At 67.9% G+C, this 16,792-nt stretch carries 12 protein-coding genes and 1 pseudogene; 8 read left to right on the forward strand and 5 right to left on the reverse strand.

Annotated features, from left to right (window positions below):
* Positions 1-149 precede the first annotated feature (149 nt).
* The 5 genes from F8566_RS29130 to rpmH are packed head-to-tail and all read right to left on the reverse strand — an operon-like array spanning position 150 to position 2,474.
* Positions 150-656, reverse strand: a complete 507-nt coding sequence (locus F8566_RS29130; protein WP_151565053.1) for a Jag family protein — start codon at positions 654-656, stop codon at positions 150-152.
* A 15-nt stretch (positions 657-671) separates the two neighbouring features.
* Entirely contained in the window at positions 672-1,616 is a 945-nt protein-coding gene (gene yidC / locus F8566_RS29135; protein ID WP_151565054.1) for a membrane protein insertase YidC, read from the reverse strand.
* A complete protein-coding gene (yidD, locus tag F8566_RS29140; RefSeq protein ID WP_151565055.1) occupies positions 1,609-1,965 on the reverse strand; it encodes a membrane protein insertion efficiency factor YidD in 357 nt (118 codons plus the stop codon). The genes yidC and yidD overlap by 8 nt, the downstream gene beginning before the upstream one ends.
* On the reverse strand, positions 1,962-2,324 hold the full coding sequence (rnpA, locus tag F8566_RS29145) for a ribonuclease P protein component (protein WP_151565056.1): 363 nt from the start codon (positions 2,322-2,324) through the stop codon (positions 1,962-1,964). The genes yidD and rnpA overlap by 4 nt, the downstream gene beginning before the upstream one ends.
* A 12-nt stretch (positions 2,325-2,336) precedes the next feature.
* Complete coding sequence (rpmH, locus tag F8566_RS29150) at positions 2,337-2,474, reverse strand: 50S ribosomal protein L34 (RefSeq protein ID WP_151565057.1); 138 nt, start codon at positions 2,472-2,474, stop codon at positions 2,337-2,339.
* Positions 2,475-3,281: 807 nt separating this feature from the next.
* On the opposite strand from rpmH, the pseudogene F8566_RS51565 reads away from it, so the two are divergent.
* From F8566_RS51565 to gyrA, 8 genes and pseudogenes are all read left to right on the forward strand, one after another.
* Positions 3,282-3,476: pseudogene (locus F8566_RS51565) on the forward strand (DnaA N-terminal domain-containing protein); the annotation flags it as partial.
* Between the two features lie 30 nt (positions 3,477-3,506).
* The gene (gene dnaA / locus F8566_RS51570) at positions 3,507-5,780 is read left to right on the forward strand and encodes a chromosomal replication initiator protein DnaA (protein ID WP_404800363.1); all 2,274 of its coding nucleotides are present in this window, start codon (positions 3,507-3,509) and stop codon (positions 5,778-5,780) included.
* A gap of 637 nt (positions 5,781-6,417) precedes the next feature.
* Complete coding sequence (gene dnaN, locus F8566_RS29160) at positions 6,418-7,548, forward strand: DNA polymerase III subunit beta (protein WP_151565059.1); 1,131 nt, start codon at positions 6,418-6,420, stop codon at positions 7,546-7,548.
* 580 nt (positions 7,549-8,128) lie between these two features.
* On the forward strand, positions 8,129-9,049 hold the full coding sequence (gene gnd, locus F8566_RS29165) for a phosphogluconate dehydrogenase (NAD(+)-dependent, decarboxylating) (RefSeq protein WP_151565060.1): 921 nt from the start codon (positions 8,129-8,131) through the stop codon (positions 9,047-9,049).
* A 171-nt stretch (positions 9,050-9,220) separates the two neighbouring features.
* Positions 9,221-10,345, forward strand: a complete 1,125-nt coding sequence (gene recF / locus F8566_RS29170; RefSeq protein ID WP_151565061.1) for a DNA replication/repair protein RecF — start codon at positions 9,221-9,223, stop codon at positions 10,343-10,345.
* A complete protein-coding gene (locus tag F8566_RS29175; RefSeq protein ID WP_318836449.1) occupies positions 10,338-10,871 on the forward strand; it encodes a DUF721 domain-containing protein in 534 nt (177 codons plus the stop codon). Before recF ends, F8566_RS29175 begins: the two co-directional genes overlap by 8 nt.
* A 942-nt stretch (positions 10,872-11,813) precedes the next feature.
* A complete protein-coding gene (gene gyrB / locus F8566_RS29180; RefSeq protein ID WP_151565062.1) occupies positions 11,814-13,751 on the forward strand; it encodes a DNA topoisomerase (ATP-hydrolyzing) subunit B in 1,938 nt (645 codons plus the stop codon).
* A gap of 448 nt (positions 13,752-14,199) precedes the next feature.
* The gene (gene gyrA / locus F8566_RS29185) at positions 14,200-16,770 is read left to right on the forward strand and encodes a DNA gyrase subunit A (protein WP_151565063.1); all 2,571 of its coding nucleotides are present in this window, start codon (positions 14,200-14,202) and stop codon (positions 16,768-16,770) included.
* Positions 16,771-16,792 lie beyond the last annotated feature (22 nt).

The raw sequence follows: 16,792 nt of genomic DNA on the forward strand, positions 1-16,792 counted from the left end.
GACCTCAACTTGCGAACACGGCGGGGTGCGCGGCGTGCGTCGCCCGGCTGAGGGTTTGCGGTGTTGATTGGGTGGGGGACTGACCGATTACGGGAAACAAGAACGGCGGTGGTCCCCCGGTTTGGGGGCCACCGCCGTTCTTCTGCGTCTTATGCGGGGAGCACGACCACGTAGCGTTCGGGCTCTTCGCCCTCGGACTCGCTGCGGAGGCCGGCTGCGGCTACGGCGTCGTGGACGATCTTGCGCTCGAACGGGGTCATGGGGGCGAGCGGCTTGGGCTGGCCGCTCTGCTTGACCTCGTCCGACACGTCCTGGCCCAGCTTGGTGAGCTCGGCCCGGCGCCGCTCGCGGTAGCCGCCGATGTCCAGCATGAGGCGGGTCCGGTTGCCGGTCTGGCGGTGCACGGCCAGGCGGGTCAGCTCCTGGAGTGCCTCCAGGACCTCGCCGCGCTTGCCGACCAACTCGTCCAGCGAGGCACCGACAACGGCCACCATGGCGCGCTCGCCCTCGACGTCCATGTCGATGTCACCGTCGTAGTCACCGATGTCCAGCAGACCCTCGATGTAGTCGGCGGCGATCTCGCCTTCCTGCTCGAGCGCCTGGACGTCGACCTCGGTGGTGTCGGTCTGGCTCAACGGGATCTCCTTCTTCGACATGGACCGGGGTTCAAACTAGCGCTTCTGGCTGCCGCTGCGCTTGCTGCGCGGCTTGCGAGTCGGCTGGTTGCGCACGACCTTGGGCTTCTCCTCGGCCTTCGGGGCCGGCTCCGGCGCCGACTCCTTCTTGAGCTTGGACTTGAGGCCCGTCGCCGGCTTGGCGTCGCCGTTGCCATTGCCGTTCTCGTCGTGCGGGTAGTACTTCTTGTAGATGTAGTGCTGCTGCGCGAGCGTCCAGCTGTTGGACGTCACCCAGTACATGAGCACACCGAGCGGGAAGCCGAGGCCGAAGAGGCCGAAGAGCGGCGCGAGGAAGACCATCATCTTCTGCGCCTGCATCATCGGGTTGTTGTCGTCCATCGTGCCCTGCAGCTTCTGCCGCTGCATGCTCGCCCGGACGGTGAAGAACGTGGTGAAGGAGCTGATGATCACCGCGATGCCGGTGACGACGATCGCGCTCCAGGTCTTGGGATCGGCGCCCCACGCGTTCAAGAACGTGTCGGGGATGTGCGCTCCGAAGATGTTGGCCTTCTGGGCGCTCTGCACCAGGTCAGGCGTGACGGCGAAGTAGCCCTCACCCTCCTTGGCGTCCGAGACGTTCTTGAGAACCTGGAAGAGACCGATGAAGACCGGCATCTGTACCAGGATCGGCAGGCAGCCCGACAGCGGGTTGGCGCCGTTCTCCTGGTAGAGCTTCATGACCTCCTGATTGAGGCGCTGCTTGTCGTTCTTGTACTTCTTGCGCAGTGCCTGGATCTTGGGGTTCAGCTCCTGCATCTTCTTCGATGCGTGGATCTGCTTCACGAACAGCGGGAAGAGCACCAGCCGCAGCAGTACCGTCAATAGGATGATGGCGCCGCCCCAGGCCCATCCACTGTCCTTGTCAATGCCAATAGAGCTCAGACCCGTGTGGATCCACACGATGAGCTGAGCGACGACCTTGTATAGCGGATCAAGCACCGGGCAGCTCCTTGGGCTCTCCTAGGGCGGGGCCGCTTTCCTCGCGGCCGGAGGTCTTCGAAGGTGCATCCCCTCTGCGGGGCGGCACGGGGTCGTACCCACCCCTGTGGAAGGGTTGGCACCGGCCGATCCGGCGGACCGTCAGCCAGGTGCCCCGCAGGGCGCCGTGCACCTGGAGGGCCTCCAGGCCATACGCGCTGCAGCTGGGCTGGAAGCGGCACTGCTGTCCGAGCAGAGGGCTCAAGAAGCGGCGGTAGGCGCGGACGAGGAGCATCAGCCCGCGGGCCGCGAGGCTCGGCCTCGCGACCACGTGCGGCGAGGGGAGGTACCCCTCTGGCTGGCTCGTCATTTCCGCCCCTTGGACGCGGGCCGCAGCAGCCGGTCGAGTGCCGACTCGAGATCCGCGGCCAGTTCGTCGTGTCGTGCCGTACCCGCGGCGGGGTTGGCACGCACTACGAGCAGGCTACCCCGCGAAAGTCGATCGAGGTGCGCACGTACGAGGTGACGGAGCCGACGCCGTACGGAATTGCGTACGACCGCGTTGCCCACGTTGCGGGCCACGATGAACCCGACCAATGGGTCCTCTTCGGCGGCGTCATCTCGGCGTAGCAGGTGAACGACGACAGTTGGCCGTCCAGCGCGGCGACCGCGCCGGACGGCCAACGTGAACTCGTCCCGCCGCCGCATCCGGTGTCCGGACGGCAGCATGCGAAGGGAGGGTCAGACCGCGATGCGGGAGCGACCCTTGCCGCGCCGCGCGGAAAGGACGGCGCGCCCGGCGCGCGTGCGCATGCGCAGCCGGAAGCCGTGCTTCTTGTGGCGACGACGGTTGTTCGGCTGGAAAGTACGCTTGCTCACTCGAGGCTCCAGTGCTGCGGTCGGTTTGGTTCTTCAGGCGCGAAAATTCGCATCGAGGGCCGCGTCTGGTCCCTCGCAGCGGGGGCCCATCCGGCTTTCCCTGGGCGGGCAAGACAGCGGGCACGCGTCAACTCCGTCGATGCGACTCGACCTCAGAACGTTACGGGCTAGTCGCCCACTGGGTCAAACGGACAGCACCGACTCGGAGTGCCCAGGATACCCGCCCGAACTCCTCGTTTGAGCCACCCGCACTGACTCCCCTGCGACCTCTCTGTTCGGCTCCAGCCCCCGGCCCCCGCCACGGCGTCCAATCAGCTCCAGCTACGGCGTCCGAGCAGCTCCAGCCCACGGCGTCTGAATAGCTCCAGCCCATGGCGTCTGCGCCTGCGGCTTCGGACCTGAGGTGCGGATGGCGACTTTGTGAACGAGGAGATCTAGGGGACCTATGTGACCAATGTGTGGAGAGCGGAGGTTGCTTGACTCTGTTGCGAGGAGGCACCGCGCAGCGCTAAGGTCTCCCGGCGAGCTGGTGGACTTCTCACATCCCTTCAGCCGGCTCTCTTCCCCTCTGGGACTCGGCATGAGCTACGCGAGTCCCCTCTAGATCACCTACCCTGGCCTCTCCGCTGTGGCTTTTGCACAGGCATCCGATGCTCATACACAGCGTGTGGACAACTCTGTGGACAACTCGTGAGAGAGTAAGGCTTCCGCGGCGGGGCTGAGCTTGTTGAGACTGGCCGTGCCCGTGGTGATGCAGGGCAACCGGGGTGCCTCGGTTGACGGGGAGTTTTGGGAGGGACCTTGCGCATGGATGGTCAGGATCTCGCGTCGGTCTGGGCCCGCACCCTCACTGCTCTCACCGAAGGCGAACTTCCCCCGAGCTACCGCGCCTGGCTGCCGATGGTCCGCCCCCTGGCTCTCGTCGAGGGCACCGCACTGCTTGCGGCGCCGAACGAGTTCGCCAAGGACGCCCTGGAGACCCGGCTCCGCACCCTGATCACGCAGGCACTTTCCCATGAGCTGGGCCGCGAGATCCGTGTCGCCGTCACCGTTCATCCTGAGGCGACCGAGGCCGATCCGCGCGGGCCCGAGTCCGCCGCACCTTCTTCTTATGGCGAACGCCCCTACACAGAGCAGTCCTACGGAGAGTCCTACGAGGACCGTTCTTACGGCAGCCAGTCCTTCGGGGAGCAGTCCTCGTACGGGGACCAGCAGCGGCCGTATGGCGAGCAGGAAGCGTACGGGGAGCAGCAGCCGTCTTATGGTGACCAGGGTTACACCGAGCAGTTCGGTGAACGGCCCTACGGGGATCAGGGATACGGCTCGTCCCAGTCGGGAGTTGTCCACAACTCATCCACGGGAAGCGGTGGTTATCCACCGCAAGACGAGGACCGTGGATGGCCTCAGCGTGACAACGAACACTCCGGTGGTTACCCGACCGCCGCGCCGCGACCGCCCGCATATGGCGGCGGCCCTGGCAATCGAGGGCCAGCTCCGTTCGACGGGCGTGGATCTCAGCAAGGCGGCGGCTTCCCCGGGCGCGGGAGGGGCGGCGGTCAGGGCGGCTCCGGCAGGCCCGAGGGACCCGGCGAATCCGGGGGACCGGGGGGACCCGGAGGGCCTGGCAGTTCGGAACGGCGTGGCGGACCCGGAGGATCAGGCGGCTCGGACGGGCGCGGCGGTCCCGGCGGCCAGGAAGGGCGCGGCGGCCAGACCGGAGGCCACAACGGACTCGGCGAACCCGGGCTGCGGGGCGGTCCCGGCATGGGTGGCAGCGGTTCTGATTCGTACGGCCACGGCGGGGAGCTCCCAGGGCACCAGACGGGCTCGCACACGAACATGCCGGGCGGCAGGCACTCGCCCTCCCATCTGAACGATCGCACCCTCGGTGCACCTCGGCCAGGCCGGCAGGCCGAACCCCCGAACCGCGGTGGCGAACCACAGCATGGTGGCGAAACTCACCGTGGACCCCGGCACCGCAGACGCGAGACCGAGGACGCCTACGGGAGCGGCGACCCCTTCACGAACGACCCGTACCAGGCCGACGCCTTCCAACAGGACGCGTTCCAGCCGGACGACTCGTACCGCAATGACGAGGCCCTCCGGGACGAGGAGCCGTCCCTTCCCGGCCAAGGTGAGCCGCGCGGCGGTCCTGGCGGTATGCCCGGCTCCGGCGGTATGTCGAGTGGTGGCCAGGGAACGTCCGCGGGCGGCGGAGCGAGCGGCGCCGGTGCGAGCGGCAGCGGTGCGACCGGCGGCGGGGCCGAGCACGCGCGGCTGAATCCGAAGTACACGTTCGAGACGTTCGTCATCGGCTCGTCAAACCGGTTCGCGCACGCGGCCGCCGTCGCCGTCGCCGAACAGCCGGCCAAGGCCTACAACCCGCTGTTCATCTATGGAGACTCTGGCCTCGGCAAGACGCACTTGCTGCACGCCATCGGCCACTATGCGCAGAGTCTCTTCAACGGAGCCCGCGTCAGGTACGTGAGCTCCGAGGAGTTCACCAACGACTTCATCAACTCGATCCGCGACGGTAAGGCCGACGGCTTCCGCCGGCGCTACCGGGATGTGGACATCCTCCTCGTCGACGACATCCAGTTCCTCGAGGGAAAGGAACAGACGCAGGAGGAGTTCTTCCACACGTTCAACACCCTCCACAACGCGAGCAAGCAGATCGTGATCTCCAGTGATCGGCCGCCTAAAGAACTGGTGACGCTGGAGGATCGGCTGCGCAACAGGTTCGAGTGGGGACTGACCACCGACGTCCAGCCGCCCGAGCTCGAGACCCGGATCGCGATCCTCCAGAAGAAGGCGCGGCAGGAGGGTCTCGCCGCGCCGCCGGACGTGCTGGAGTTCATCGCCTCGCAGATCGCGACCAACATCCGCGAACTCGAGGGCGCGCTGATCCGGGTGACCGCGTTCGCCAGCCTCAACCGCCAGTCGGTGGACATGAAGCTGGCCGAGATCGTGCTCAAGGACCTCATCCCCAACGACTCCGGGCCGGAGATCACCGCAGCGATGATCATGGCTCAGACTGTGGAGTACTTCGGGACGACGATCGAGGACCTCTGTGGACCGTCGCGGTCGCGCATGCTGGTGACCGCCCGGCAGATCGCGATGTACCTCTGCCGCGAGCTCACCGACCTGTCGCTCCCCAAAATCGGGCAGCAGTTCGGCGGCCGCGACCACACCACGGTCATGCACGCCGAACGCAAGATCCGTTCCCTGATGGCCGAGCGTCGCGCCATCTACAACCAGGTCACAGAGCTGACCGGACGGATCAAGCATCAGGCGCGCAAACGCTGACCCGCCGCGCCCGTGGCGCCGCCGGGCCGCCGGCTCCTCCTGCTGGGACCGCGGCAGACGCCCCCCAGGACGGGTGCGAAAGACTTCGTACGGCACAACGACTCCCACAGGCTGGGGAAAACTCTGGGGATCCCGGTGGAAAAGCCGGGGGACAACCTGCGGAGAACCTGAGGACAATTCGTGGATGGAGTGTGGACCGGTTGGGGACACCCGCCGCACGTCATGGGGACGAACCCGTGGACTGCTTGGGGACTCCCTGGGGACGTCCTGGGGACGAGCCCGCCGCCCGCCGCATCCGACCCAGACGGGCCCCGGGAGGCCGTGCGAACCTGCGGAGAACTCGTGGACAACCGGGGGAAGACATGAGGACGACGTGTGGGGACGATTTGGCCGTCCTCAGGCGACGCTCGGCGATCCACCTCCGGTGCACAGCCGCGGTGGACAGAGATTCGGGCTCTCACCTGGGAGAACGCATGATGTCCACACTTTCCACGGCCCCTATGACGAGTACTACCTCTCTTATCTATTCAAGAAAAAGCTCAACTCAAACTAGGGCCTGGGGATCAAGCGCCCCGGGTGCGTCACCTGAGCTCTTCCACCTCACCCTTAGTCCGAAACCTGCAGGAGGCGGGTCCCCTTGAAGTTCCGCATCGACAGAGACGCGCTGGCCGAAGCCGTGGCCTGGACGGCACGAACGCTTCCGGTCCGGCCGCCCGTGCCCGTGCTGGCCGGCATGCACCTCGTCGCCGAGGGCGACCGGCTCAAGCTGTCCGCGTTCGACTACGAGGTCTCTGCGCAGGTGTCCACCGACATCGACGTGGAGGACGCGGGAACGGCGCTGGTCTCCGGCCGCCTTCTCGCCGAGATCTCGCGCAGCCTGCCTCCCCACCCTGTGGAGGTGACCACGGACGGGGCGAAGGTGATGCTCCGGTGTGGCAGCGCGAAGTTCACACTCCTCACCATGCCTGTGGAGGACTACCCGACGCTGCCGGAGATGCCGCCGGCCGCCGGGTCGGTGGGCAGCGACGAGTTCGCCGCCGCCGTCAACCAGGTCGCCGTCGCCGCCGGGCGTGACGACACCATCCCCATGCTCACCGGGGTACGTGTGGAGATCGAGGGCGAGACCGTCACCCTTGCCGCCACCGACCGCTACCGCCTCGCCGTCCGCGAGCTGCACTGGAAGCCCGAGCGCCCGGACTTCTCCGCGGTCGCCCTGGTGCCCGCCAAGACCCTCGCCGACACCGCCAAGTCGCTCACCGCCGGCGCTGAGGTCTCGATCGCCCTCGGCGGCACGGGCGGCACCGGTGAGGGCATGATCGGCTTCGAGGGCGGCGGCCGCCGTACGACGTCGCGGCTGCTGGACGGCGACTTCGTCAAGTACCGGTCGTTGCTGCCCAGCGAGTACGCGGGTCTCGCCGAGATCCAGACCGCCCCGTTCATCGAGGCCGTCAAGCGCGTCTCCCTGGTCGCCGAGCGGAACACCCCTGTACGGCTCTCGTTCAGCCAGGGAGAGGTCGTCCTGGAGGCCGGGACCGGCGACGAGGCCCAAGCCGTCGAGGCCCTGGAGGCGACGCTGGAGGGCGACGACATCGACATCGCCTTCAACCCGGGCTTCCTGCTGGACGGTCTCTCCAACATCGGGTCCGACATCGCGCGGCTCTCGTTCACCACGCCGACCAAGCCCGCCGTTCTCACCGGCAAGCCGCCGGAAGAGGGCGTGAACCCCAACTACCGTTACCTGATCATGCCGGTGCGCCTGTCCGGGTAGGGGATTTGTCCTGGGGACACACCTGAAGTCGAGGCGGATCGCCGTACAGATCAACAGCCTGTGGGTAACCACAGGCCGCCGATCCGTGCACAGATCGGGTCGGCGGCTGGCGGACTGACTCGGCGGGCTCGCGGGTCGGCCGCCGCTCGCCCGGCATTCGCCGGCGTCGGCCAGGGACTGGCGGTCCGTTGGCGAGCTGCTCGTGGGCAACTTGCGGTCGGCGCGCCAGGAGATCGATGTCCATGGCCGGCGAACGGGTGGTGCATCCGCAGGACCAGCGGACTCGGACCTGGACGTGGGTCGGGATTCGGGAATTACGGCCAGCGGACTCGAGCTGAACGTTCTCGGGGCTCGTGTCCTTGCGACCTTGCGTCCTTGGAGTCTCAGGGCAACTCAGAATCCTCAGGCTGTGGACAGGTCGCAGGCCGATAGGTCTGGGGGCTGTCTGTGCGGGTACGCGGACTTACGTCAGGTATGCGGCATGCGTTCGCAGGGACGCGTGCGCGCGGCAGGCAGGCTTGTGGCAGGCAGGCTTTCGGGCACGACTAGGCAGAGTTATGCACAGGGGAGTGGAGTGAGCATGGAGCTCGGGATGATCGGCCTCGGCAAGATGGGCGGCAACATGGCCGAACGTCTGCGCCGCGGCGGCCACACGATCGTGGGGTACGACCGGAACCCCGAGATCAGTGACGTGAGCTCGCTGGAAGAGCTGGTCGAGCGGCTGTCCCCGCCGAGAGCGGTCTGGGTGATGGTCCCCGCGGGCAAGCCGACCCAGGACACCATCGACCAGCTGGGGAAGCTCCTCCAGCCCGGGGACGTCGTGATCGACGGCGGCAATTCACACTATGTGGACGACCAGAAGCACGGCGAAGAGCTCGCGGCCAAGGACATCAACTTCGTTGACTGCGGCGTCAGCGGTGGTGTCTGGGGCCTGCAGAACGGCTACGCCCTCATGGTCGGCGGCGACGAGGCCAACGTGAAGCGGCTCATGCCGATCTTCGAGACCCTGAAGCCCGAGGGCGAGTTCGGCTTCGTGCACGCCGGGACGATCGGCGCCGGCCACTTCGTCAAGATGGTCCACAACGGCATCGAGTACGCGATGATGCAGGCCTTCGGCGAGGGCTACGAGCTGATCGAGGCCAGCGACATCGTGACCAACGTGCCGGAGACGTTCCGCAGCTGGCAGGAGGGCACGGTCATCCGTTCCTGGCTGCTGGACCTCATGAACCGCTCGCTGGCCGAGGATCCACAGCTTGAAGGCCTCCGTGGATACGCCAACGACTCCGGCGAGGGCCGCTGGACCGTTCAGGCCGCTGTGGATCACGCGGTCCCGCTCCCCGCGATCACCGCCTCGCTCTACGCGCGCTTCGCCTCCCGCCAGCAGGACTCGCCCGCGATGAAGGTCGTCGCGGCGCTGCGCAACCAGTTCGGCGGGCACGCGGTCGAATCGGCCAAGGGCGCCGACTCTCCCGGCGCCGACGTGGAGCCGCCCAACCTCTGACCGGCCACACCGGACTGTGACCGGCCACGCCAGGCTGCGACCAGGCGCGCCGGACTGCGACCAGGCGCGCCGGGCTCTGACGGGGCGAGCCCAAGCTCTGACCAGGCACGTTCAGGCTCTGCCGAGTTGAGGGGCGCAGGCGGCCGCCGGAAGGCTCTACGCTCGTGTCCCGTGCACGTCGCCCACCTTTCGCTCCAGGACTTCCGTTCGTACGCCACCGCCGAGGTCGCGCTCGAACCGGGAGTCACCGCGTTCGTGGGCCCGAACGGGCATGGCAAGACCAATCTCGTCGAGGCCGTCGGCTACGTCGCGACGCACGGCAGCCACCGCTCGGCCACCGACGCGCCGCTGGTCAGGCAGGGTGCGCCGCGTGCGATCGTGCGCGCCGGGGTCGTCAAGGACGACCGCAGGGCACTGATCGAGCTGGAGATCAATCCGGGAAAGGCCAACCGGGCGCGGCTCAACCGTTCGCCCGTCCCCAGGCCGCGGGAGATCCTGGGGATGCTGCGGACGGTCCTCTTCGCCCCCGAGGACCTCGCGCTTGTGAAGGGCGATCCAGGTGAACGCCGCCGCTTCATGGACGAGCTGCTGACCACGCGTGCCCCGCGCTTCGCGGCCGTCCGTTCGGACTATGACCGCGTCCTCAAGCAGCGCAACGCCCTGTTGAAATCCGCGGCCGCCCACCGCCGCTCCCCCGGTCCCGAGATCATCGCCACCCTCGAGGTCTGGGATTCACATCTCGCCCGTACGGGCTCGGAGCTTCTCGCCGCGCGGCTGGAGCTGGTGGCGGCGCTCCGTCCCCTGGTGGCCAAGGCGTACGCGGCGCTCGCACCGAGCAGTGGCGCAGCCGACCTGACCTACAAGAGCTCACTGGGTGACGCGGAGTTGTCCACAGACCGTGCACAGCTGGCCGAAGCCCTCTTGGCAGGTGTGGCCGAGGCGCGCAAACAAGAGCTCGAACGAGGCGTCAGCCTGGTCGGGCCGCACCGTGACGAGCTCGTTCTGCGCCTGGGTGACCTGCCCGCCCGTGGCTACGCGAGCCACGGGGAGTCATGGTCGTTCGCCCTGGGGCTGCGCCTGGCCGCGTTCGACCTGCTCAGGGACGACGGCGACGACCCTGTGCTCATCCTCGACGACGTCTTCGCCGAGCTGGACTCCGGGCGCCGCAGCCGGCTGGCTGAGATGGTCGCCCCCGCCGAACAAGTCCTCATCACCGCGGCCGTCCCGGCCGACGTCCCCGCCGAACTGACCGGCGCCTCGTTCTCCGTCTCCGACGGCCAGGTGACCCGTGACTGATCCACAGGATGTGCACAACTCTTCCGCGCTGCCGGACTCCGGCCCGCTGAATTCCGGTGAGGCGCCGGCCAAGTCGGGGATTGAGCTGGCCCGCGAAGCCCTCGCCCAGGCACGCGCCGACGCCGCCAAACGCGGCTCGGTGCCGGGCCAGGGCAGGCGCAAGGGCCCGCGGGCCCCGCGCGTGCCGCAGCCCGGCCGCGGCGGCGACCCCAAGCCCTTCGGCTCAGCCATCCGCGAGCTGATGTCCGCCCGAGGCTGGGAACAACGCGCCGCCGTAGGCGGAGTCTTCGGCAACTGGCCCGGCATCGTGGGCCCCGAGCTGGCCGAGCACACCCGCCCAGAGAAGTTCGAGGACGGCGAGCTCACGGTCGCCGCCGACTCCACCACCTGGGCCACCCAGCTCCGCCTGCTCTCCTCCACCCTGGTCAAGCGCCTGAACGAAGAGCTCGGCCACAACACCGTCCGCCGAGTCAAGGTCGTAGGCCCCGCTGGCCCCCGCCGCACCGGCGCCTGGCGCGTCCGCTAACCGGATCTGGACACACCGCGCCCCCTGCAAGGGTCACCGCACCCCTACGGGGACGCCGCGCCGTAGGCGTCGCCGCACCCGCCGCGCGGATCACGGCGCCCCTGTGTGGGGTCGCCGCACCCCGCTGTGGCGGTCACTGTGGGGTCGCCACGTCCCGCTGTGGGAGTCACTGCGCGCAGCTGTGGGGACCGCCGCGCCCGCTGTGAGTGTCACGGCGCCTCACTGTGAGTGTCACAGCGTGCCGCTGCGGGGGGCGCCGCGCCCCATTGTGAGTGTCACGATGGCCCACTGTGGGGACCACCGCACCTGCTGTGAGTGTCAGGGCGTGCCGCTGCGGAGGTCGCTGTCCCCGTTGTGGGGACCGCCGCACCCGCTGTGGGGGTCACTGCGCGCGGCTGTGGGGTCGCCGCGTCCCGCTATGGGGAGCGCCGCGCCCGCTGTGGGGGTCACGGTGTCCCGCTGTGGGGGTCACAGCGCCACGCAGTGGGTGTCACGGCGTCCTGCTGTCGGGCTCACGGCGCGCCGCTATGGGAGCTACCGCGCCCGCTGCGGGGTCACTGCGCCGCGCTGCGGGGGGTCGCGTGCTGCTTGGGGGGGTCGTTGCGGCCCGCTGCGCAGGCAAGGTCCATCTGTTCGGGGCGATCAAGGGGCGGTTTCGCTTCGAGCGCCCCGTAGGCCCGTAGAGCCCCCAGGGGCAATGGGGGGATGTATCTCCTCGCCCACTCGCCCGCCACACGCTCATACAGAGCCCGCGAGTGCCACTTTTCCGTCCATGACCCGGTAGAATGAAATCGGGTTCAGGATGCTGCGCCGCCTTGGGTCGCCCGAAGTCTCTGATCGACAGACCGGAGCAGAGGGCGCCCTTACGTGTGTTACGGGGCACACCGCGTGCTTTTCACGGTACGCGGGTGGCGGTGCGCTTCCCCGGCAGGAGGATCTCCTTTGGCGTACGACGCTAGTTCGATCACTGTCCTTGAAGGTCTCGAGGCGGTGCGTAAGCGCCCGGGCATGTACATCGGATCGACCGGGGAGCGTGGCCTCCACCACCTCGTCTACGAGATCGTCGACAACTCCGTCGACGAGGCGCTCGCCGGTTATGCCGACGACATCCATGTGACGTTGCTCGCAGACGGCGGCGTACGGGTGCGCGACAACGGCCGAGGCATTCCCGTGGGCGAACACCCTGTGGAAAAGCGCCCGGCTGTCGAGTTGGTCCTCACCACGCTGCACGCGGGAGGCAAGTTCGACGGCAAGGCGTACGCGGTCTCCGGCGGTCTCCACGGTGTCGGCTCCGCGGTGGTGAACGCGCTCTCCAAGAGGCTTGAGGCCGAGATCAAGACTGACGGCCACTACTGGCGCCAGTCGTACACCTGGATGGGGCCCGAGGCGGCGCTGGCCAAGGGCGAGCCGACCGACGAGACCGGCACCCAGATCACGTTCTGGCCTGACAGCGACATCTTCGAGACGCTCGACTTCAGTTTCGAGACCCTCTCGCGCCGAATGCAGGAGATGGCGTTCCTCAACCGCGGTCTGGCGATCACGCTGAAGGACGAGCGGCCGGACCACATCAACGGTGAGCCCCGTGAGGTCCGCTACCACTACGAGGGTGGCATCGAGGACTTCGTCCGCTACATCAACAGCAAGAAGGACGCCGCCCACCAGTCGGTGATCTACTTCGGCGACGACACCGACGGCATGTCGGTCGAGATCGCGATGCAGTGGAACTCCTCGTACGCCGAGTCCGTCCACACGTTCGCCAACACGATCAACACGGCGGAGGGCGGCACGCACGAGGAGGGCTTCCGGGCGGCGCTGACCACGATCGTCAACCGGTACGCCCGCGACAAGAGCCTGCTGCGTGACAAGGACGACAACCTCACCGGCGAGGACGTCCGCGAGGGGCTCACCGCGATCATCTCGATCAAGCTGGCCGACCCGCAGTTCGAGGGCCAGACCAAGACCAAGCTCGGTAACACCGAGGCCAAGTCGTTCGTGCAGAAGGCGGTCAACGAGCACCTGCGCGACTGGTTCGAGGAGAACCCCGGCGAGGCCAAGGAGATCATCAACAAGGCCTCGCAGGCGGCGCGGGCCCGCATCGCCGCGCGTGCCGCGCGTGATCTGACGCGGCGCAAGAGCCTGCTGGAGTCGACGTCGCTGCCCGGCAAGCTGTCGGACTGCCAGTCGACCGACCCGTCCGAGTCCGAGCTCTACATCGTCGAGGGTGACTCGGCGGGCGGCTCGGCCAAGGGCGGCCGCAACCCGCACTTCCAGGCGATCCTGCCGATCCGGGGCAAGATCCTGAACGTCGAGAAGGCGCGGATCGACAAGATCCTCAAGAACAACGAGGTGCAGGCGATCATCACCGCGCTCGGCACGGGCGTGCACGATGAGTTCGACATCGCCAAGCTGCGCTATCACAAGATCATCCTGATGTCGGACGCCGACATCGACGGCCACCACATCAACACGCTGCTGCTGACGCTGCTGTTCCGCTTCATGAAGCCCCTGATCGAGGCCGGCCACGTCTACCTGTCCCAGCCGCCGCTCTACAAGATCAAGTGGGACGCGCGCGGGCAGGACGCCGACTACGCCTACTCCGACCGGGAGCGGGACGCGCTGGTCGAGGCCGGGATCGCCGCCGGCAGGCGCGACCCCCGTCCCCGCGACCAGGTCCAGCGGTTCAAGGGTCTGGGCGAGATGAACGCCAACGAGCTGTGGGACACCACGATGGACCCCGACAACCGGGTCCTGCTCCAGGTGCAGCTCGACGACGCGGCCCAGGCGGACGAGCTGTTCAGCGTCCTCATGGGCGAAGAGGTCGAGCCGCGCCGCGAGTTCATCCAGCGGAACGCCAAGGACGTTCGCTTCCTGGACATCTGATGAGCCGAGGCTTCCTCCGCGGCCCGGCCGCCGCCCCTAGCTCCCACGCCTTGCACCCGCCCGGCGTCTCCGACCCGCGTCGCACCCACTGTCCGGTTGGCGCCTCCAGTCTGGTCGGTGTTTCCGGTCTGGTTGGCGGCGCTCCGTTCAGCCGTGGCGTCACCTCCGGAGGTGACGTTGTGTCCGGCGGCGTCGTGTCCGGCAGGAGCGCTGCCTCTGGCGGCGGCGCTGCTTCTGGCGTCGCGTCCTGCCGTGGCGTCGTGTCTGGCCGTGGCGTCGCGTTCGGCGGTGGCGTCGCACTCGGCGGTCGCGGGGCGTTGGGCGAGAGGGACGCGGGCATCGCGTCGCGCGGGTGCGGGACGGGAAGTGCCGGTCAGGGTGCGGTCCCGGAGCAGAGGCCTTCGGCAGGCAGCAGTCGTAGTTCCACTATTCAGAAGAGGTCTTTCAGGTGACGGAAGTGACCACCGAAGGCGGGGGCCAGAGCGGCGGGCGCATCGAGCCGGTCGACATCCAGAGCTCGATGCAGGCGAGTTATCTCGACTATGCGATGTCGGTCATCGTGTCGCGTGCCCTGCCCGAGGTTCGTGACGGCCTCAAACCGGTGCACCGCCGCGTTCTGTACGCGATGTACGACGGCGGCTACCGCCCCGACCGCGGCTACTTCAAGTGCGCCCGCGTCGTCGGTGACGTCATGGGTAACTACCACCCGCACGGCGACTCGGCGATCTATGACGCGCTGGTGCGGCTGGCGCAGCCCTGGTCGATGCGTTACCCGCTGGTCGACGGCAACGGCAACTTCGGCTCGCGCGGCAACGACCCGGCCGCGGCCATGCGGTACACCGAGTGCCGCATGGCGCCCCTGGCGATGGAGCTGCTGCGCGACATCGACAAGGAGACCGTCGACTTCTCGCCCAACTACGACGGCCGCTCGCAAGAGCCCGACGTCATGCCGTCGCGGTACCCGAACCTGCTGGTCAACGGCTCGGCCGGCATCGCGGTCGGCATGGCCACCAACATCCCGCCGCACAACCTGCGCGAGGTGGCCGACGGCGTCAACTGGTTCCTGGACAACTACGGCGCCAGCGACGAGGAGCTCCTCGAGGCGCTGATCGCACGGGTCAAGGGCCCGGACTTCCCGACCGCCGGTCTGATCGTCGGCCGGAAGGGCATCGAGGAGGCCTACCGGACCGGCCGCGGCTCGATCACGATGCGCGCGGTCGTCGAGGTCGAGGAGATCCAGAACCGTACCTGCCTCGTCGTCACCGAGCTGCCCTACCAGGTCAACCCGGACAACCTCGCGCTCAAGATCGCCGACCTGGTCAAGGAAGGCAAGATCGACGGGATCGCCGACGTCCGGGACGAGACGTCCGGCCGTACCGGCCAGCGCCTGGTCATCGTGCTCAAGCGGGACGCGGTCGCCAAGGTCGTCCTCAACAACCTCTACAAGCACACCCAGCTCCAGGAGACCTTCGGCGCGAACATGCTCGCGCTGGTCGACGGCGTGCCGCGTACGCTGCGCCTGGACCAGTTCGTCCGCCACTGGGTGGCGCACCAGGTCGACGTCATCGTCCGCCGGACCCGATTCCTGCTGCGCAAGGCCGAGGAACGCGCCCACATCCTGCGCGCGCTGCTCAAGGCCCTCGACCGCATCGACGAGGTCATCGCCCTCATCCGGCGTTCGCCGTCCGCGTCGCAGGCGCAGAGCGGCCTGATGCAGCTCCTGGAGATCGACGAGATCCAGGCGCAGGCGATCCTCGACATGCAGCTGCGCAAGCTCGCCGCCCTGGAACGTCAGGCGATCATCGACGAGTACGACAAGCTCATGGCGGAGATCGACGACTACAACGACATCCTCGCCTCGCCGGAGCGGCAGCGGCAGATCATCGCCGACGAGCTCCGCCCGATCGTCGAGAAGTTCGGCGACGAGCGGCGCACCGAGATCATCCCGTTCGACGGGGACGTCTCGTACGAGGACCTCATCGCCGAAGAGGACGTCGTCGTCACGATCACCCGCGGCGGCTACGCCAAGCGCACCAAGACCGACCTCTACCGGGCGCAGCGGCGCGGCGGCAAGGGTGTCCGGGGCGCGCAGCTCAAGCAGGACGACATCGTCGACCAGTTCTTCGTCACCACGACGCACCACTGGATTCTGTTCTTCACCAACAAGGGCCGTGTCTACCGCGCCAAGGCGTACGAGCTGCCCGAGGCCAACCGCGACTCGCGCGGCCAGCACGTCGCCAACCTGCTGGCGTTCCAGCCGGACGAGCACATCGCCCAGGTCATGGATCTGCGTGACTACGACGTCGCGCCGTACCTCGTGCTGGCCACCAAGCAGGGGAAGGTCAAGAAGACGTCCCTGACCGACTTCGACTCGCCGCGCAGCGGCGGCATCATCGCCATCAACCTGGCCGAGGACGACGAGGTCATCGCCGCGCGGCTGGTCTGCCCGGAGGACGACCTGCTGATGGTCTCCACGGGCGCCCAGGCGATCCGCTTCCGGGCGGACGACGACTCCCTGCGGCCGATGGGCCGCGCCACCAGCGGTGTGATCGGCATGCGCTTCGACGAGGACCAGGAGGTCCTCAACATGCTCGTCATCCAGGCCGGGGCCCAGGATGTCCTGGTGGCCACCGAAGGCGGATATGCCAAGCGAACTCCCGTGGACCAATATCCGTTGCAGGGTCGTGGGGGTAAGGGAGTCCTCACCGCTAAGATCGTGCAAACTCGCGGCAGGTTGGTAGGGGCGCTGATGGTCGGCCTCGACGACGAGGTCTTCGCGATGACGTCCAACGGCGGCGTCATCCGTACGAGCGCGGCCGAGATCAAGCAGTCCAGCCGCCAGACCATGGGGGTTCGGCTTATGAACCTCGCGCAGGGCGACAGTGTGGTCGCCATCGCGAGGAACGTAGAGTCCATGGACGAGCCGGACAACGTGGACTCGCCGGACGACTCCGGGGGCATCGTAGAGTCCATGGATGACGCAAACGCTGAGGTGGGTGAGGGGACTGAAGGTGAGTGACCTCACACCCGCCACCAATCGG

Source organism: Actinomadura rudentiformis (assembly GCF_008923185.1).
Classification (GTDB): Bacteria; Actinomycetota; Actinomycetes; order Streptosporangiales; family Streptosporangiaceae; genus Spirillospora; species Spirillospora rudentiformis.

What these genes read in the sequence shown, in the direction of transcription:
- F8566_RS29130 (WP_151565053.1), bottom strand. Translation starts at nt 656, where the DNA reads ATGTCGAAGAAGGAGATCCCGTTGAGCCAGACCGACACCACCGAGGTC.
- yidD (WP_151565055.1), bottom strand. Translation starts at nt 1,965, where the DNA reads ATGACGAGCCAGCCAGAGGGGTACCTCCCCTCGCCGCACGTGGTCGCG.
- rnpA (WP_151565056.1), bottom strand. Translation starts at nt 2,324, where the DNA reads ATGCTGCCGTCCGGACACCGGATGCGGCGGCGGGACGAGTTCACGTTG.
- gnd (WP_151565060.1), top strand. Translation starts at nt 8,129, where the DNA reads ATGGAGCTCGGGATGATCGGCCTCGGCAAGATGGGCGGCAACATGGCC.